Consider the following 17,031-nt stretch of genomic DNA (forward strand, 5'->3'; position numbering starts at 1 on the left):
CGTCGTGCCGGTACGGGCGGCCGGTACGCCACCAGACGTCCAGCCTGCGCCGTGTGTACTCATGGGTCCTTGTCCCCTTCATCCCCTCTTGCCGCAATGGCGGCGAGAGCAGCGGTACGTACCGCGTGTGCGCATCGTGCCATTGTGTGGCTTCCCCACGCAGACGTTCCGCACCCATCCGGCCGCACGTGAACCCTCCCGCACACCGCACGGCATCATGGCCCGTATGCGAGCAGTGGTGCAGAGAGTGAACGGGGCGAGCGTTGCCGTGGACGGCGCCGTCGTGGGGGAGATCGTCGGCGAGGGGCTGTGCGTACTGGTCGGAGTCACGCACGACGACACCCCCGAGAAGGCCGCGCAACTGGCCAGAAAACTCTGGTCCGTCCGGGTGCTCCAGGGAGAGAAGTCCTGCTCCGACCTCGGCGCACCGCTGCTCGTGATCAGTCAGTTCACGCTCTACGGCGACGCGCGCAAGGGCCGCCGCCCCACCTGGAACGCGGCCGCGCCCGGACCCGTCGCCGAACCCCTCGTCGACGAAGTCGTCGCCCAGCTGCGGGCGTTGGGCGCCACGGTGGCCACCGGCAGCTTCGGCGCCGACATGAAGGTCTCCCTCACCAACGACGGCCCCTTCACCGTCCTCGTGGAGGTGTAGGGGCCGTCACGGGCCCGGCTCCGCGAACGGGAGCCGGGCTGCCGGGAGTTGCGGCGCGGGCCGGCCGACTCGGGCCCTGGCCGCCGGAGTTACGGCGCGACGACCGGCTCCTGCGCGGCGGCCGTGGCGTCCTCGCCCACGATCAGCGCCGCGTCCAGCGGGACGTTCCGCTTCACCAGGGCCAGCGCGATCGGGCCCAGTTCGTGGTGCCGGGCCGAGGTCGTGACGAAGCCGAGCGCGCGGCCGTCCGTACCGTCCTCCGCCTTGCGCACCGCGTCCCCGTGCGCCGGGAGCCGGACCTCGCTGCCGTCCAGGTGCAGGAAGACCAGGCGGCGCGGCGGCTTCCCCAGGTTGTTCACCCGGGCCACCGTCTCCTGGCCCCGGTAGCAGCCCTTGTGCAGGTGAACCGCCGTCTCCAGCCAGCCCAGTTCGTGCGGGATGGTGCGGTGGTCGGTCTCCATGCCGAGCCGCGGCCGGTGCGCCTCCACGCGCAGCGCCTCGTACGCCAGGACGCCGACCGCCGGGCCGTTCGCCTCCGCGAAGGACTCCAGCTCGGCACGGGGCAGGAACACGTCCCGCCCGTGCGGCGTCTCGCGGACGGCCGCGCCCTCGGGGGTGTCCGTGATCGAACCGGCCGGCAGGTGCACGACGGCGAACTCCGCCGTCCGGTCCGCGACCTCGACCCGGTAGAAGAACCGCATGCTCTCCAGGTACGCGATGAGCTCGCCCTGGGTGCCCGGCTCGGTGTGCAGCCAGGTGACCGTGCCGTCGTCGACGAGGTACAGCGCGTGCTCGATGTGCCCGTTCGCCGACAGCACCAGGGCCTCGGTGGCCTCGCCCGGCGGCAGCGCCTCGACGTGTTGCGTGATGAGCAGGTGCAACCACGACAGCCGGTCCTCGCCGGAGACCGTGACGACTCCGCGGTGCGAGAGATCCACGAAACCCTTGCCGTCGGCGAGCGCGCGCTGCTCCCGGAAGAGGTCGCCGTAGTGCGCGGCGACGCCCTCGTCGGGAGCCTCGGCCTCGACCGCACCGGGAAGGGTGAGAAGCGGGCTGGCGGGGTGGCTCGAACGGGTCATGCCGCCAGCCTACGACGCCGCGCCGACGGCGTCCCCGCCGCGCTCGCCCCGCCCTACTCCCCGGGCTCCGCCGTACCCGCCGCGCACTTCTCGCAGCGCCCGAAGATCGCGAAGTGCCGCATGTCCGTCTCGAAGCCGAACCGCTCCCGCAGCCGCTGCGTGAACGCCTCCGCCTCGGACAGATCCGCCTCGATCACGTCCGTGCAGTCCCGGCAGACCAGATGCATGTGGTGGTGCCGGTCCGCGAGGTGGTACGTCGGCGCCCCGTGGCCCAGGTGCGCGTGCGAGACGAGATTCAGCTCCTCCAGCAGCTCCAGCGTGCGGTACACCGTCGAGATGTTCACCCCGCCCGCCGTACGCCGCACCTCCGCGAGGATGTCGTCCGGCGTCGAGTGCTCCAGCTTGTCGACCGCTTCCAGCACCAGCTGACGCTGCGGCGTCAGCCGGTATCCACGCGCCCTGAGATCACTCTGCCAGTCGGAAGTACCCACGGGGTCAGTCTATGAGGCACCGCGGGGGGCCGGGGCCGGTCGTGGGGGTGGGATCGGGGCAGGGCTTTGACCGCGGGTGATCGACGTGATGGCCTGGGGCGCATGCACGAGGGGGACAACGGAACATCCGAGGCGGCAGGGCTGCCCGCGGAAGTGCGGGACGAATTTCTGGGGGGCCGCTGGTTCACGCAGCGAGGGGAGAGCCCAGGCTTCCTGGGGCTGGACGGCGGCCCGGACCTGGGCCCGGTCGTGCCCGTCTTCTCGTCGGAGGAGCAGCTCGCCCGCTACGCGGGGGCGTGCGCGTACTTCTCGACGGTGGGCGAAGACCTCCTCTCCCTGCTGCCGTCGGGGCACGGCATCGTCGTGGACCTGGCCGGGCCGGATCCGCAGCACCTTCCCGCCGGGATGCTGGACGCACTCCGACCGCGGACGGCTGGTGAGGGGGACGTCCATGAGTGAGGGGACGGGGTACAAGGTCGAGATCGCCGCGTTGAAGAGTGTTCTGCGGCCGTTGGAAGAGTCGACGCTGGCGGCGAAAGACGTCCGGGACGACAAGAGCGGTCTGTCTGCCAACGCGCAGGACGCGGGCTCGCAGATCTTCACGGAAGCTGTGGACGGCTTCGTCGAGGCCTGGCAGTACGGGATGAAGCAACTCGTCGAGTACGCGGACGACATCGTCGAGAAACTGGACCAGACGATCGACGCGTATGAGAAGGCCGAGCAACTCAACATAGAGGGATTCGTTCCCACCGAGGAGAACCTGGACATCCTGCCGCAGGGCGACTCGGGCATGAAGGAGTGGAAGGAGTCGCCCCCCGAGCTCCCCAGTGACAAGGCCGGCTGGGAACAGTCGGCCGACGACAGGCAACAGGGCTTCGAGAACTGGATGTTCGGCTGATGGGCGGTACGGGAGATATAGCGGGGATAGGCCCCGACGACACGGCTTCGGATCTCATACCCGGGAACCTGGAGAAGCTGGAGCACCTCGCCGCTTCGCTGCGCGCGTACGCGGGAGCCTTCCACGACGCCCGTACCCGGCTGAAGTCCGTCCATGAGGACGACTGGCAAGGTGCCGCGGCCATCGACTTCCGGTCCGCCGTACGCCACATCCCCGAGACCCTCGACGCGGCTCACGAGCAGTTCGACAAGGCGGGGAAGGCGGTCGAGCGGTACGCCGAAGTGCTGGCGGACGCCCGCCAGAAGGCCAAGCCGGTCGTCGAGGACGCGTCCGACGCCCGGGCGCGGTCGAAGACCTACCAACAGGACGTCGACGACTACAACAAGGCGGTCGAGAAGGACGACGGCACCGGATCCTCCGTACTCCCGCCGCGCCCGCCGGAGGAGGACCCGAGCGCGTCGGCGATGGCCGGATGCGTAGCCCGGATCAACAGCCTGCGCGCCAGGGTCGACGAGGCCGCGCACGCGGCCAAGAAGAAGCTCGACGAAGCAGCCGAAGCAGCACCTGACGAGCCCGGATGGTTCAAGAAGCTGCTCGGGGGCGTGGGAAACCTCGGGAAGGGCCTGTACGAGGGAGTGTCCGCGGTCAACACGTCGCTGGACACCCTGGTGCACCCCAACCGCTGGGGCATGTCCCTGGCGAACACGAAAGACAGTCTGATCTACGGGGCCCAACACCCCGTGGAGTTCCTCAAGTCGGCCACCAACTGGGAGATGCTCACCACCGAACCCATGCGCTGGATCGGCAACGTGGGGAGCGGGGCCGCGCTGGCCGCCGCCACAGGCGGTGCCGGGGGCGCGGCAGCCGCCGCCCGTCGACTGGGGGGACGTGTCGACGGGGGGCGCAAGGGTCACAAGGGGCGTGACGACACCGACGGCCGTCCCGACGATGTGTGCCGCCAGGACGGAGACAAGTGCAAGGCGGGCGAGCCGGTGGACGTGGCCACGGGCGAGATGTCGCTCACCCACGTTGACTTGACGCTCCCGGGTGCCTTCCCCCTCACCCTGCGGCGCACCCACCTCTCGTCCTACGGCGCGGGTGGCTGGTTCGGCCTCTCGTGGGCGGCCACCCTCGATCAGCACCTGGAGGTGGACGAGCGAGGCATCGTGCTGGCCACCGAGGATGGCATGCTGCTGGCGTATCCGCTGCCGCACGAGGCCGGAGCACCCGTCCTGCCGGAGCGCGGCCCTCGCCGGCCGTTGGAGTGGGACGGCCGCACCGAGTCGGAGGTGAGGGTTTCCGACCCGGTCACCGGACGAGTCCTCTGCTTCGGCCACCAACCGGCAACCGGGGAATGGCCGTTGACCGGCATCGAAGACCGTGCCCGACGTCGCGTCGAGTTCCGTTACGACCCGGAGAGCGGGCGTCCCACGGACGTGCACCACCCAGGGGGCACGACGGTCCGCGTCACGACGCACCCCGAGCTGCCACGGATCACGGCTCTCCACGTTGGCGACGAGTGCGTGGCTGCCTTCGGTTACGACGCGGCCGGAAACCTGACGGAGGAGCTCAACTCCTCCGGGCTGCCCCTGACATTCACGTACGACGAGGCGGACCGGATCACCTCGTGGACCGACCGCAACGGCTCCGCCTTCGGCTACGTGTACGACCGCAGCGGCCGAGTCCTGCGGACGGTCGGCCCGGACGGAATGTGGTCCGGAAGCTTCCGCTACGAGCCGGGTAAGCGACGCACCACCTACACCGACTCCCTCGGGCACGCGACGACCTACACGTATGACGGGCGCTACAGGCCGACGTCGATCACGGACCCGCTCGGCGCGGTCACCCGGCAGGGCTGGACCCTGGACGGCCGTCATCTGTCGGCCACCACGGACCCGTTGGGTCACACCACGCGCTACCGGTACGACGACGTGGGGAACCTAGTCCACGTCGAACTGCCGGACGGCTCGCACTCCGGCGCGGTGTACGACGACCGAGGGCTGCCCCTCCTCGTCACACAGCCCGGCGGTGCGACCTGGCAGCACACGTACGACGGGGACGGCAACCGCACGTCGACCACCGATCCCTCCGGGGCGACAACCAGGTACGCGTACGACAGCGAAGGGCATCCGGCCTCCGTCACCGACGCGCTGGGCCACACACAACACACGGTGTGCGACAGTTCCGGGCTCCCGGTGTCCATGACGACGCCGGACGGTTACACCACCACGGTGACGCGCGATGCGTTGGGGCGTCCGGTCGAGCTGACGGACCCTCGGGGCGGAGTCACCAAGGTGTCCTGGACGGTGGAGGGCAGGCCCGCACAGCGGCGGCACCCGGACGGGAGCCAGGAGACCTGGCAGTGGGACGCCGAGGGCAATCTCCTCGCCCATACGGACCCCATGGGCGGGACGACTCGCTACACCTACACCCACTTCGACCTGGTCGCGTCCCGTACCGGCCCGGACGGGGCGGAGTTCTCCTTCGCGTACGACACCGAACTCCGGCTGACCACCGTCACTCATCCCATGGGTCTCACCTGGGACTACGCGTACGATGCCGTCGGCCGGCTCCGTGCGGAATCGGACTTCAACGACCGTTCCCTCGCCTACACGCACGACCCGGCGGGGCGCCTCGGTTCGCGGACCAACGGCGCCGGCGAGACGATCACCTACGCCCGGGACGCCCTCGGCCGACTGTCCGGGCGGCGCGCCGACAACGGCGCGGAGGTGAGCTTCGCCTACGCTCCGGACGGGCGGCTGACGGCACTGTCGAGTCCGGACGCGGACATCCACCGCAGCCATGACGTCATGGGCAGACCGTTGACCGAAACGGTCAACGGACGGACGACCAGCTTCACTTACGACCCGCTCGGCCGCTGTACGTCGCGCACCACGCCGAGCGGTCACACCTCGACCTGGACATGGGGGCCTGGGGACCGGCCCGAGGGCCTGTCCACACCATCGGGCCGGCTCACATTCGGCTACGACCCCGCCGGTCACGAGATCTACCGGATGCTCGGCGACGAGACCGCACTCCTCCAGACCTGGGACGTGGCCGGGCGGATGACCATGCAGTCGCTGCGCACGTCGGGCGGCGATCCACTGCAGGAACGTGAGTACACCTACCGGCCGGACGGCCACGTCACCGCTCTCGCGGACTCGCACACCGGTACCCGCCGCTACGACCTCACACCCACCGGCCGCGTCAGCGCTGTGCACGGCGGGAACTGGACCGAGACCTACGCCTACGACGCCGCGGGCAACGTCTCCGCGGACTCCGAAGGACCGCGAACCCTCAGCGGCACCCTGCTCCACCGCACTCGTCGTACGCGCTACGCCTACGATGCCCAGGGCCGTCTCGTCCGCCGCACCCGCCGTCTCCTCAACGGCCAGACACGTGCATGGACTTACGCCTGGGACGCCGAAGACCGCCTCACGGAGGCGACCACGCCGTCCGGGGACCGCTGGCGCTACAGCTACGACCCGGCCGGCCGCCGGGTGGCGAAGCGCCGCGTCGACGAGGACGGGACAGCACTCGAATCCGTCCACTTCACCTGGGACGGGACGCGGCTCGCGGAGCAGACGTCCTCCGACGGCACGACCCTGACCTGGGACTACGCCCCCGGGACGTACCGCCCGGTCGCGCAGTCCGTGCAGGAGCCCGGCCCTGCCGCGTCGGACCCTCGTCTGGCCTGGTCCGCGAACTTGCCGGACGAAGAGGTGGACAGCCGCTTCTACGCCATCGTCACCGACCTGGTCGGGACACCCACCGAACTCGTTGACGAATCCGGCACCGTCACCTGGCGCCACCGCACCACGCTGTGGGGCGACCCGCTCGACGAAACGACTGACCCGTCGGCCTGTCCACTCCGATTCCCCGGCCAGTACGCCGACCCGGAAACCGGCCTCCACTACAACAACCAGCGCTACTACGACCCCGAAACGGCCCGCTTCCTCACCCCGGACCCCCTCGGCCTCGACCCGGCCGACAACCACCACTCCTACGTCGCCAACCCGCTTGCGTGGATCGACCCGTTGGGGTTGGAGTCGTGCGCAAAGGATGTACGCGACGAGTTCAGGTCTCTGCCCAACGGCGAGCAGTCAGGGCGCGTCAAGACTGTGGACAATGAAGGAGAGCTGCGCTCTCTTTTCGATAAGTGGACTGATGGCGCTGAGCAGTTGCCTTCACGCGGCCCAAAGGTTCCTGAGGTGTACAAGCTCGATGATGGAACCATCATTCAATGGCGTCTTTCCTCGGGCTCTGGAGGGGAGACCATAGATATGGTTTACCCGGAAAGTAAGAAACCGCGAAAAGTTCACATCAAGCAGGAAGAAGAGTAGGTCGAACATGATGCCGTCATGGCTTTCCCCGTTGGTTGAGGACGTCCTTCTTGAAGGGGAGAGTGATTGGGTAATGGTCGATTACCTCATCGCTGTTGCCGAGGAGTATGCCGACGAGCATGGTGGCGATTTTCGTGAGGTCTCCATGTCGTTGCTGGAGAACCTTCTCGGTGAAGGGTTGATGGAGATCGGCGACTTGGGAGAGTCCGGGTTCGAGCCCTGGACGTCCTCCGTCGCGGTATCGCTTGCTCGTTTCCGGGCAGGGTGCGAAGCCTGTGGTTGGCGGCCGATGGGCGGCTTGTGGTGGTTGGCCGTCACGGCGCTCGGGAGGGCGTGGCTTCAGAGGCCGAGCGCAACAGCGTGATGCGGCTGGGGCGATGGAATCCAGGTTTGGTCCTTGCCTCTGCCCGCGAGGGATAAGGGAACTCCAGTACCGGTCTCCGCCGCCGCTGGCCAAGGTGGAAGCAGGGGCGGTCTTAGGGCAGAGCCAGACGACGTCGCCGCGTTCTGCGGGCCGGGCCGGGGCCCCGGTTGACCACCCCCCGCCCGCTGGTTAGCCTGCGCGAGGCCCGGCCGGTGCCGGGTCCGTAGGCGTTAACGTCAATCAACGCGCAGCCTTGGTCAGTGCGATGTGGCCCGGGAGCGCGCTGCGTCGATCTCGCCGCCGCCCGTCCGGGCCGGGAACGGAGACGACGGTGGCAGGCAGCCGGGAGCGGACGGCGGAGCCCCCGCAGGATGGCGAGAACCAGGGGCGCGGGCGTACGGCCCGGCGCTTCGCGATGGACGTGACCCCGCTGCGGATACCGGCCTTCCGCCGGCTCTGGTCGTCCACGGTGGTCACCTCGGTCGGCAGTCAACTGACGGCGGTCGCCGTGCCGTTGCAGATATACGAGCAGACGCGGTCCTCGGCCTGGGTCGGCATATCCGGCGCGGTGGCGCTCGTCCCGCTGGTGATCTTCGCGCTCTGGGGCGGCGCCATCGCGGACATGATGGACCGGCGCCGGCTGCTGCTGCTCAGCAACGCCGGGATCGCCGTGACCTCGCTGCTGTTCTGGGCGCAGGCGGCGGCCGGTGCGGAGTCGGTCTGGGTACTGCTGGTGCTGCTCGGCTTCCAGCAGGCGTTCTTCGGCGTCAACTCCCCTACGCGCACGGCCTCCGTGGCCCGGCTCGTCCCGGCCCTGCAGCTGCCCGCGGCGACGGCGCTGACCTCGACCGTCGCCCAACTCGGCATGATCGCGGGGCCGATGCTGGGCGGGGCGCTCATCCCCGTGCTCGGCCTGGAGAGCCTCTACCTGCTGGACACCCTGGCGCTGTGCCTCGCGCTGGCCGCCGTCTGGCGGCTGCCCGCACTGCCGCCGCAGAGCGGAGTGGTGCGCCGGGCCGGGCTGCGGGACGTGCTCGACGGGTTCCGCTACCTCGCCACCCGGCGGCTGCTGCTGGTGTCCTTCCTGGCCGACGTGATCGCCATGGTGCTGGGCATGCCGCGCGCGCTGTTCCCGCAGATGGCGGCCGTCGACTTCGGCGGCGGCGCGGACGGCGGCGGCATCGCGCTCGGACTGCTGTACGCGGCGATCCCCGCCGGCGCGGTGCTGTGCGGGCTGCTGTCGGGGACCTTCGCGCGGCTGCGGCGGCACGGGGCGGTGGTGGTGATCGCCGTTCTCGTCTGGGGGCTGGCGATCGCCGGGTTCGGGCTGGCCGGGTCGCTGTGGGTGGCGGTGCTGATGCTGACGTTCGCGGGGGCGGCCGACATGGTCTCGATGGTGTTCCGCGGGACGATCCTCCAGCAGGCCGCCTCCGACGAGATGCGGGGCCGTCTCCAGGGCGTCTTCACCGTCGTGGTGGCGGGCGGGCCGCGGCTGGCGGATCTGGTGCACGGGACCGCCGGGGCGGCGGTGGGGAGCCGGGTGACGGTGGTGGGCGGGGGGTTGCTCGTCGTGGTCGCGATGCTGGGGCTGGCGGTGGCGGTGCCGGCGTTCTGGCGGTACCGGGTGGGTGGCGCGTAGCTGTTCTTTTGTGCGGTGCGGTGCGGGGTGCGGGGCTGCCCCGTCCGGTGCGTCGCGGGGTGCGGCTGCGTCGTGGCTGGGGTTTTGCGCAGTTCCCCGCGCCCCTTGTCGGGGTCACCCCGCGCTTGGGAGGTCTGCGCCGAGGCGCAGGGCTGGCAAGCGCAGCGCCCGCCCCGGCGCGGGGTGCCCCATGCCGTCACCGGACCACCCCGTACGCCGTGGCCGTTCGCGCCGTTCCCCGCGCCCCCAAGAAGCGCCGTTCCCCGCGCCCCCAAGAGGCGCGGCTAGCGTGGCCGGTTCCAGTGCGGAGCGCGGCTCCGTGACGTGGCCGGAAGGAGCCCCTGTGGAACTGCACGCCCTGACGACGGTGACCACCGACCCCCGCGCACGCGGGGAGGCGATCGGTACTCGGTTCGCCGCCCAGGTCCGACGGGTCGCGGAGCGCTACACGCGGCACTTCGCCGTGCTCGGCATAGCCGAGCCGCGGGTACGCGAACTCGCCCTGCGCAGCCACGAGTCGCTGCGCGCCTGGGCACCGGAGCTCGCCGCCGAGTCGGACGCCTGCGCCGACGCCGCGGGCGTCGAGCGCTGGCGGGTGGCCGCCGTCGGCGCCCGTACCGAAGTCCTCGCGGGCAAGGACGCCCGCGGCGAGTGTTCGACCGTCGTGTTCGGGGCCGGGCACGGCGCCGCCCCGCAGACGATGCAAACCTGGGACTGGCACGCCTCGCTCGTCCCCGACGGCCTGCTGCACCGGTACACCCCGCGCCCCGGGCACACCGTGGCGCTGTTCACCGAGTTCGGCGCCCCGGGCAAGATCGGCGTCAACAGCGCGGGCCTCGGTGTGCACTTCAACATCCTCTTCCACCGCTCCGACTCGGACGCCGGCGGCGTCCCCGTGCACGCGATCGCCCGCCGCGTCCTCGACGAGGCCGAAACCCTCGACCAGGCCGTCGACCTGGTCGCCACCGCACGGGTGTCCGCCTCGACCGCGCTCACCGTCGTCACCGCGGCCGGCACCGCGAGCCTCGAACTCTCGCCCGCCGGCATGGCGGTGGTCCCCGCCGACGCCGACGGCCGCCTGCTGCACACCAACCACTTCCTCGACGCGGGACTCGCCGCCGGCGACGTCGCCCCGGAGGACACCGTCACGGCGCAGCGGCTCGCGCACCTCAAGACCGTCACCCCCGCCGCCCCGGCGCTCCCCGCCGCCGCGCGGGCGCGCGCCCTGTGCGGGGACGCGGGCGCGGACGCCGTCGTGTGCCTGCGCCCCGATCCGGCCAAGCCGCCCCACGAGCAGTGGGGCACCCTGCTCACCATCGGCCTCGACCTCGACGCCTGCGCCCTCGACCACACCACCGGCACCCTCCACGAGGCGTCCCGGCACGGCTTCGACCGCTTCTGAACGCGCCGTAGGCCCCGCCTCGGCGGGGCCTACGGCGCCCAACTCCCGTACGGAAGGCGTCAGATCGCCCGGAGCGCCCGGTCGGCGAGCGCCGGCGCTGCCGGTCCCGCCAGCGGGCGCAGGGCGAGCCTGAGCAGGGCGCGGGCGTTGTCGTCCCCGGCGACGCGGTTGGCCTTGAGGACGCCGCAGGTCAGACAGCGGTGAACGAGCAGCCACTCGCCGTCGTCCCGTACGGACAGCGTCAGCGCGGACATCGGTCCGCCGCAGCCCGCCGCCCGGTCGCCCGGGACGCGGCCGTCGACGTGCCGGCTGGCCAGGCAGTGCGGGCAGTGGTTGCGGTGCGCCGTGCCCGGGGCGCGGAACGGGACGTCCAGGCGGCAGCCGGCGCAGCGGAAGCTGTCGCCCCCACCGCGCACCCGTCCGCCCGGGCCGGGCGCGTGCAGCACGTCCTTGGGGCGCTGCGGCCTGCGGCGCGGCCGCTCGGGGTGACGTCGTGGCATCGTCGTCACCGCCCTCACAGATCGCCGAACGCTTCGAGCGGGAACGGCGGTTGGGCGAGCGGGCGGACGGCGAGCCGCATCAGCAGCAGCTGGTTGTCGTCGCCGCACACGGGGTGCGACGTCAGCTCGTGGCAGCGCGCGCAGCGGTGCACCAGCGCCCAGTCGCCGCCGCGCAGCACGGCGACCGAGATCGGCGTCATCCGCGCCCCGCAGTCGGACGGGCCGCCCTCGACGTGATCGGTGAGATGCCGCGAGTACAGGCACCCGGGACAGTGCTCCCGGCGACGCCCGTCCGGCGCGAACGCGGCGACGGTCAGCCCGCAGCGCAGACACCCGAAGGTCTCGGTGCGCGCGGTCGGGTGGGGGTGATGAGTGGTGTCGGACACTCGGTGACTCCTGGCTGAAGTGGTGAAAGGGCAGCAGGAGCAGGCCGAGCGGACCTCATGAGTCTCGGAACGACGGTCCGTTCAGCGAACGAACCCGAATCGGTACGCACGAACGTGAGGCACGCTCGGCACGGGCCGGTTCATCAACACCTTCTTCCGGGGACGAGGGAACGTCCCCTGCACAACGGGGCCACGGAATCCCGCAGCATGACGCTGAGGACCGTAACCGCCGGGCGGAGCCCCTTGCCAACGGTTTTTCGGCGGGGTCGGAACCACGTCAGCCGGGTGGTGCCGTCGGCCGGTTTCGCGGGGTCCGTCGCGGTACCAGGTCAAGCGCTTCCGGGCGGCGGAACGCGAAAAGGCCCGCCGAAGCGGGCCTTTGGGGTGTTGGGGTGGTCAGCTCTCGAAGCGGTACCGCATGACGTACGAACCGGCGTCGAGCAGCATCCGGTTGACCTCGACGGGGCGGCCGTCCGCGGTGAACGCCGTCCGGTAGACCTCGATCACCGGGGTGCCCGCGGGGACGGCGAGGCTCTCGGCCTCGGCCGCGGACGGCATCCGCGCCCGCACGTCCTCCTCGAACGAGACGGGGGCGCTGCCCAGTTCCTCCAGCCGCTTGTACGTGCCGCCGGGTCCGGTGTCCGGCTCGGCGATCCGCGTCCCGCGCACCAGGTCGGCCGGCAGGTACGAGACCGCGGACTGCACCGGCTTCCCGTCCACCACGAAGCGGCGGCCGCGCCGGACGACCGCGTCGCCCTCGGCAAGACCCAGCGCCCGCGCCGCCCACGCGGGAGCCGCCAGCTCCTCGACCTCCACGTCGGCCACGTCGAGCGGACGGTCGTCGACGTCGGCCGACCAGACGGAGGCGCCGGACGCCCACTGCGACCTGGACAGCCGCCGCACCGCGTCCCTGACCAGCGGTTTGAACTCGCGGACGTACGTCCCGGACCCCGGACGCGCCTGCGCGACGCCCTCGGCGACCAGGATCTTCAGCGCGCCTCCGGCGGTCATCTTCGCGACGCCGTACTGGCGCACGAGCGCGGGTTCGCCGGGAAGCCGCGCCCCGGGCGGGAACTCCCCGGAGTCGATCCGCCCCTGCAGGTCGTCGGCGATCTGCTGCGCGTTCTCGGGCATGGATTCCTCCTCCGGTGCTGATTCGGGCCGCCTGCTTCCCTAGGGTGCCCAACCGTAGTAGACGCCACCGGCCCAGGCGAACGCACGGGCGAGCGGGGGCGCTCCGTCCGGCAGGGGAGTGAGCCCGTCGATGCCCTCAACTCGGCGTCCCCGAAAGGGTGTTGATCGGCGGATCTCCGATTGCTCCGTCCGTAGACTCCAGGCACTTCGAGAAGGGATCCGCAATGGCAGACACCGAAGAAGGCGCGCAGTTGTTCCGGGAGGCGTGGATTGCCGGGGTGCGGAGGCACTTTCCGGGGGAGCCGAAGGCCGGGTACGTGACGCCGTGGGCGGAGACGCCGGAGTGGGAGCGGGAGGCGGCGGGGGCCGTGTACGCGCAGGTGCGGCAGTTTCTGGAGCTGAGTGACGGGCACGCGGCGCGGCTCACCCGCGAGCAGAAGAGCCGCTTCGTCGCGACGGCGTGGACGGCGCAGATGTACCGGCGGTTCGAGAACCCCAAGCCGGGTTACGTCGCCGACTGGCCCGAACTGCCCGCGTGGCAGCGGGAGACGGACGCGGACATCTTCGAGGCGATCGAGGGGACGCGCTAACTCCCCGCGGAACCCCGCGCCCCCACCATCCCCGCCCGCAGCCTCCGCGAGTGCCCCGCCCAGCCCACGGCCGAGGTGCACAGGCCCAGCAGGGCGGTCAGGGTGAGGGTGCGGGTGGTCGGGTCGGCGGCGGCGGGGGTGCGGGGGATGAGTTCGCCGCGGGGGTCCTCCAGGACGGTGACGTGGTCGCCGGTGTCCAGCTTCAGGTTCTCGTCGAGGCGGCCGCCCGCGACGGGGGTGCCGTCCGGGCGTTCCAGCGTCTGGCGGGCGATCAGCGCACCGCGCGGGGAAGTGACGTCCACGTGCGTGACGGTGGCGCGGGTCTCGGTTCCGCGGGTGGTGAGGAGGAGTTCGGAGCGCAGGGGGGCCGCGCACAGGAAGTAGATGCCGAGCAGCGCCGGTACGAGGGCGGGCACCAGCAGGCAGCCGCCGCGGTTCGCCAGGCGGGACATCAGGGCCGCGAGCACGGCGAGGTACACGGCCCAGCAGACGGGGACGAGCCAGGGGTGGACGACCTCGGGGGCCGCCGTCACGGCGGCGAAGCCGAGCGGCAGCCACGCGCAGGACGCCGCCGTCCACCCGGCCCTGGTCACGAGCCGGACTCCGCGCGGAGGTAGCCGGCCAGGCGGGAGACGGCGTCGGCGTTGCGGGGGCTCTCGACGAGGTCGGCGTAGTCGAGCGTGTAGATGCGGTCGTGCTTGACGGCGGAGACGTCGCGGAGCGGCTCGTACGAGGTGAGGAACTTCTTCTTCTGCGCCGCGCTGGTGTCCCCGTAGTCGTTGATGACGATGACGTCCGGGTCGCGTTCGACGACGGTCTCCCAACCGACCGTCGCCCAGCTGTCCTTGAGGTCCTTCATCACGTGGTCGCCGCCGGCCTTGGTGATGATGTCGTGCGGGCCCGCGTAGCGGCCGGAGGTGAGCGGCTTGTCGCGGCCGTCGTCGTAGAGGAAGACGGTGGGGCGCTTGCCGTCGGGGATCTTCGCCTGCGCGTCGGCGATCCGCTTCCTGGAGTCGGCGATCAGCTTCTCGGCGCGGTCCTCGACGCCGAAGAGCTTGCCGAGGTTGCGCAGGTCCGTGTAGAGCGCGCGCAGCGGCGGCATCACGCCGCGCGCCTTGCCGCCGACGCTGCCCGCGGTCTCGGAGCCGTTCCGGCAGGACTCGGTGAGCAGGTAGGAGTCGACGCCGAGCTTCTTCAGCCGGGCCGGGGTGAGGCCGGTGGACTCGCTGAAGCCGTAGTTCCAGCCCGCGAAGACCAGGTCGGCCCTGGCGTCGAGCACCAGCTCCTGGTTGAGCTCCTTCTTGGAGAGCCGGTCGACCTTGTCGTAGCCGTCCTTCCAGGGGAAACGGTCCGCGTCGCCCTTGTCGTCGGGGATCGCGTAGCCCGCCATCCGGTCCTCCAGACCGAGCGCGAACATGATCTCGGTGATGCCGACGTCGTTGGTCACCACGCGCTCCGGCACCTTGTCGAAGGTGACCTTCTTGCCGCAGTTGGTGAGCGTGACGGGACCGCCGCCGGACGCCTCGGAGTCCGTCTCCTCGGCGACCTTCGCGCCGCAGCCGGTGGCCGTGACGAGGGTGCCGAGGGCGAGGGCGAGCACCGCGGCGGTCCGCAGCGGACGGGTACGGGCGGGCACGGGTGTCTCCTTCAGGCGGTGGGAACGGGGGAGGCGGGGGCGTCCGCGGTGGTCGGCAGCCGGTCGAACAGCAGCTGCGGGACGCCCGATTCGGGGTGCGGGACGCGGTGCGCGCGGACGCCGAAGACCTCGGCGAGCAGCTCGGAGGTGAGCACCTCGTGCGGCGGCCCGGAGGCGACCAGCAGCCCGCCGGACATGACGTGCAGCTCGTCGCAGTGCACGGCGGCGAGGTTGAGGTCGTGCAGCGCGGTGAGGACGGTGAGCCCGCTGCCGCGCACCAGCGCGAGGACCTCCAACTGCTGGGCGATGTCCAGGTGGTTGGTGGGCTCGTCCAGCACCAGTGCGCGCGGCTCCTGGGCCAGCGCGCGGGCGATCAGGACGCGCTGCTTCTCGCCGCCGGAGAGGGTCAGGAAGCCCCGCTCGGCGAGGTGCGCGGCGCCGACCCGCTCCAGCGCGCGGGCGCACACCCGCCGGTCGTCGTGGGTGGTGCGGCCGCCGGTGCGCTGGTGCGGCAGCCGGCCCATGGCGACGACCTCGGCGACGGTGAAGTCGAACTCGTAGGACGCCTCCTGCGGCAGCGCCGCGAGCCGGCGGGCGCTCTCCCGGGGCGTGAGCGTGCCCAGTTCGTCGCCGTCGAGCAGGACGGCGCCCTCGCTGGGCCGCCAGGCGCGGTAGACGCAGCGCAGCAGGCTGGACTTGCCGCTGCCGTTCGGGCCGACGACGCCGACGAGCCGGCCGCTGCCCGCGTGCAGGGTCACGTCGCGCACCAGGCGGGCGCCCGCGCGGTCGACGGAGAGACCTTCGATGTCGATACGCATGAGGTTCAGGAGCCTCCGAAGGTGTAGCCGCCGCGGTGGCGCATCAGCAGCAGGAAGCAGGGGACGCCGATGACGGCGGTGATCGCGCCGACCGGCAGTTCGGCGGGCGCGAGCACGATCCGGGAGAGGACGTCCACCCACACCAGCAGCACGGCGCCCGCCAGCGGCGCGACGGCGAGGACGCGGCGGTGGTCGGCGCCGATCAGGATGCGGGTGGCGTGCGGCACCATCAGGCCGACGAAGCCGATCGCGCCGCTGACGGCGACGACCGCGCCGGTGACGCCCGCGGTGACGAGGAACAGCTCGCGCCGCATCCGGGTCGCGTCGACGCCGAGCGCGGCGGCCGTCTCGTCGCCCATGGCCAGGACGTTCAACCGCCGTGCGGAGAGCGCGAGATAGCCGAGCCCGGCGAGGACGGCGCCGGTGGCGATGGGCAGCGAGGACCAGCTGGCGCCGCCGAGGCTGCCGAGCAGCCACATCATGGCCGAGCGCGCGGCCTCGCCCCGGTCGGCGGCGAAGACCATGAGGGTGGTGACGGCGGAGAAGCCGTAGTACATCGCCGTCCCCGTGAGCACCAGCCGCAGCGGGGTGAGCCCGGTCGAGGTGCGGGCGACGGCGTAGACGAGGGCCATGGCGGCGAGCGCGGAGGCGAAGGCGGAGGCCGAGAGGGCCCACATGCCGAGCGCGCCGAGCGCGCCGAAGAGGAGGACGGCGTTGGCGCCGACGGCGGCGCCGGAGGAGATGCCGAGGACGAACGGGTCGGCGAGCGCGTTCCGCACCAGCGCCTGCACGGCGACGCCGACGGCCGCGAGCCCGGCCCCGACCACGGCGGCGAGCAGCACGCGCGGCAGCCGGAGGTCCCAGACGACGGTGTACGCGGCCTTCTCGTCGGCGCCGATGGTGCCGCCCGTCAGCCCGGCCCACAGGTGCGAGAGCGTCGGCCCCCAGCCGATGCCGGACGAGCCGATCCCGACCCCGCACAGCAGCGAGACCAGCAGCGCGACGAGGAGGACGGTGACGAGCGCGGGGACGGATATCCGGCGGCGGGGCGCCGGGTCCGCGTCGTCGGCGGCCGGGGAGGCCGTCGCGGAAGCGTCCG

The 17,031-nt window shown here is 71.7% G+C and carries 17 protein-coding genes; 8 read left to right on the forward strand and 9 right to left on the reverse strand.

From position 1 onward, the window contains the following. The first annotated feature begins 226 nt into the window (after positions 1-226). A complete protein-coding gene (gene dtd / locus HCC30_RS12075) occupies positions 227-652 on the forward strand; it encodes a D-aminoacyl-tRNA deacylase (RefSeq protein WP_169442450.1) in 426 nt (141 codons plus the stop codon). Between the two features lie 89 nt (positions 653-741). Here dtd and HCC30_RS12080 read toward each other — a convergent pair whose 3' ends face one another. Further along, positions 742-1,731: a folate-binding protein YgfZ gene (locus HCC30_RS12080; RefSeq protein WP_169442451.1), complete on the reverse strand. Its 990-nt coding sequence runs from the start codon at positions 1,729-1,731 to the stop codon at positions 742-744. Positions 1,732-1,784: 53 nt separating this feature from the next. Then, complete coding sequence (locus HCC30_RS12085) at positions 1,785-2,222, reverse strand: transcriptional repressor (protein WP_169442452.1); 438 nt, start codon at positions 2,220-2,222, stop codon at positions 1,785-1,787. 102 nt (positions 2,223-2,324) lie between these two features. Here HCC30_RS12085 and HCC30_RS12090 point away from each other — a divergent pair, with 102 nt between their 5' ends. The 6 genes from HCC30_RS12090 to HCC30_RS12115 all read left to right on the forward strand — a co-directional run bounded on the left by HCC30_RS12090 (position 2,325) and on the right by HCC30_RS12115 (position 10,868). Beyond that, positions 2,325-2,681 (forward strand): SseB family protein, encoded by a 357-nt coding sequence (locus HCC30_RS12090; RefSeq protein ID WP_169442453.1) that lies wholly within the window; start codon positions 2,325-2,327, stop codon positions 2,679-2,681. Then, positions 2,674-3,120, forward strand: a complete 447-nt coding sequence (locus HCC30_RS12095; RefSeq protein ID WP_169442454.1) for a hypothetical protein — start codon at positions 2,674-2,676, stop codon at positions 3,118-3,120. Before HCC30_RS12090 ends, HCC30_RS12095 begins: the two co-directional genes overlap by 8 nt. Beyond that, the gene (locus tag HCC30_RS12100) at positions 3,120-7,463 is read left to right on the forward strand and encodes a putative T7SS-secreted protein (RefSeq protein ID WP_169442455.1); all 4,344 of its coding nucleotides are present in this window, start codon (positions 3,120-3,122) and stop codon (positions 7,461-7,463) included. Before HCC30_RS12095 ends, HCC30_RS12100 begins: the two co-directional genes overlap by 1 nt. A gap of 73 nt (positions 7,464-7,536) precedes the next feature. After that, positions 7,537-7,827, forward strand: a complete 291-nt coding sequence (locus tag HCC30_RS12105; protein WP_169442456.1) for a hypothetical protein — start codon at positions 7,537-7,539, stop codon at positions 7,825-7,827. Positions 7,828-8,158: 331 nt separating this feature from the next. Further along, positions 8,159-9,466: an MFS transporter gene (locus HCC30_RS12110; protein WP_346776595.1), complete on the forward strand. Its 1,308-nt coding sequence runs from the start codon at positions 8,159-8,161 to the stop codon at positions 9,464-9,466. A gap of 343 nt (positions 9,467-9,809) precedes the next feature. Continuing rightward, on the forward strand, positions 9,810-10,868 hold the full coding sequence (locus HCC30_RS12115) for a C45 family autoproteolytic acyltransferase/hydolase (RefSeq protein WP_169442457.1): 1,059 nt from the start codon (positions 9,810-9,812) through the stop codon (positions 10,866-10,868). Positions 10,869-10,927: 59 nt separating this feature from the next. Here HCC30_RS12115 and HCC30_RS12120 read toward each other — a convergent pair whose 3' ends face one another. The 3 genes from HCC30_RS12120 to HCC30_RS12130 form a co-directional block, all read right to left on the reverse strand. Continuing rightward, positions 10,928-11,368 carry an RNHCP domain-containing protein gene (locus HCC30_RS12120; RefSeq protein WP_169442458.1) on the reverse strand — a complete coding sequence of 147 codons (441 nt, stop codon included), beginning with the start codon at positions 11,366-11,368 and terminating at the stop codon, positions 10,928-10,930. 14 nt (positions 11,369-11,382) lie between these two features. Beyond that, on the reverse strand, positions 11,383-11,754 hold the full coding sequence (locus HCC30_RS12125; RefSeq protein WP_169442459.1) for an RNHCP domain-containing protein: 372 nt from the start codon (positions 11,752-11,754) through the stop codon (positions 11,383-11,385). Positions 11,755-12,150: 396 nt separating this feature from the next. Continuing rightward, complete coding sequence (locus HCC30_RS12130; RefSeq protein WP_169442460.1) at positions 12,151-12,888, reverse strand: GntR family transcriptional regulator; 738 nt, start codon at positions 12,886-12,888, stop codon at positions 12,151-12,153. A 224-nt stretch (positions 12,889-13,112) separates the two neighbouring features. Between HCC30_RS12130 and HCC30_RS12135 the strand changes: the two genes are divergently transcribed. Then, positions 13,113-13,478, forward strand: a complete 366-nt coding sequence (locus HCC30_RS12135) for a hypothetical protein (RefSeq protein WP_169442461.1) — start codon at positions 13,113-13,115, stop codon at positions 13,476-13,478. On the opposite strand, the gene HCC30_RS12140 is transcribed toward HCC30_RS12135, so the two are convergent. The 4 genes from HCC30_RS12140 to HCC30_RS12155 are packed head-to-tail and all read right to left on the reverse strand — an operon-like array spanning position 13,475 to position 16,969. After that, the gene (locus HCC30_RS12140) at positions 13,475-14,071 is read right to left on the reverse strand and encodes a hypothetical protein (protein ID WP_169442462.1); all 597 of its coding nucleotides are present in this window, start codon (positions 14,069-14,071) and stop codon (positions 13,475-13,477) included. The two genes, HCC30_RS12135 and HCC30_RS12140, sit on opposite strands and share 4 nt — an antisense overlap. Continuing rightward, positions 14,068-15,114: an ABC transporter substrate-binding protein gene (locus tag HCC30_RS12145; protein WP_169442463.1), complete on the reverse strand. Its 1,047-nt coding sequence runs from the start codon at positions 15,112-15,114 to the stop codon at positions 14,068-14,070. Before HCC30_RS12145 ends, HCC30_RS12140 begins: the two co-directional genes overlap by 4 nt. 11 nt (positions 15,115-15,125) lie before the next feature. Further along, a complete protein-coding gene (locus tag HCC30_RS12150; protein WP_169442464.1) occupies positions 15,126-15,932 on the reverse strand; it encodes an ABC transporter ATP-binding protein in 807 nt (268 codons plus the stop codon). Between the two features lie 5 nt (positions 15,933-15,937). Further along, a complete protein-coding gene (locus HCC30_RS12155) occupies positions 15,938-16,969 on the reverse strand; it encodes an iron ABC transporter permease (protein ID WP_346776607.1) in 1,032 nt (343 codons plus the stop codon). Between the last annotated feature and the right edge of the window lie 62 nt (positions 16,970-17,031).

The sequence above is a fragment of the Streptomyces sp. HNM0574 genome, assembly GCF_012726235.1.
Lineage (GTDB): Bacteria > Actinomycetota > Actinomycetes > Streptomycetales > Streptomycetaceae > Streptomyces.

What these genes read in the sequence shown, in the direction of transcription:
- HCC30_RS12150 (WP_169442464.1), bottom strand. Translation starts at nt 15,932, where the DNA reads ATGCGTATCGACATCGAAGGTCTCTCCGTCGACCGCGCGGGCGCCCGC.
- dtd (WP_169442450.1), top strand. Translation starts at nt 227, where the DNA reads ATGCGAGCAGTGGTGCAGAGAGTGAACGGGGCGAGCGTTGCCGTGGAC.
- HCC30_RS12095 (WP_169442454.1), top strand. Translation starts at nt 2,674, where the DNA reads ATGAGTGAGGGGACGGGGTACAAGGTCGAGATCGCCGCGTTGAAGAGT.
- HCC30_RS12120 (WP_169442458.1), bottom strand. Translation starts at nt 11,368, where the DNA reads ATGCCACGACGTCACCCCGAGCGGCCGCGCCGCAGGCCGCAGCGCCCC.
- HCC30_RS12090 (WP_169442453.1), top strand. Translation starts at nt 2,325, where the DNA reads ATGCACGAGGGGGACAACGGAACATCCGAGGCGGCAGGGCTGCCCGCG.
- HCC30_RS12130 (WP_169442460.1), bottom strand. Translation starts at nt 12,888, where the DNA reads ATGCCCGAGAACGCGCAGCAGATCGCCGACGACCTGCAGGGGCGGATC.
- HCC30_RS12080 (WP_169442451.1), bottom strand. Translation starts at nt 1,731, where the DNA reads ATGACCCGTTCGAGCCACCCCGCCAGCCCGCTTCTCACCCTTCCCGGT.
- HCC30_RS12105 (WP_169442456.1), top strand. Translation starts at nt 7,537, where the DNA reads ATGGTCGATTACCTCATCGCTGTTGCCGAGGAGTATGCCGACGAGCAT.
- HCC30_RS12100 (WP_169442455.1), top strand. Translation starts at nt 3,120, where the DNA reads ATGGGCGGTACGGGAGATATAGCGGGGATAGGCCCCGACGACACGGCT.
- HCC30_RS12135 (WP_169442461.1), top strand. Translation starts at nt 13,113, where the DNA reads ATGGCAGACACCGAAGAAGGCGCGCAGTTGTTCCGGGAGGCGTGGATT.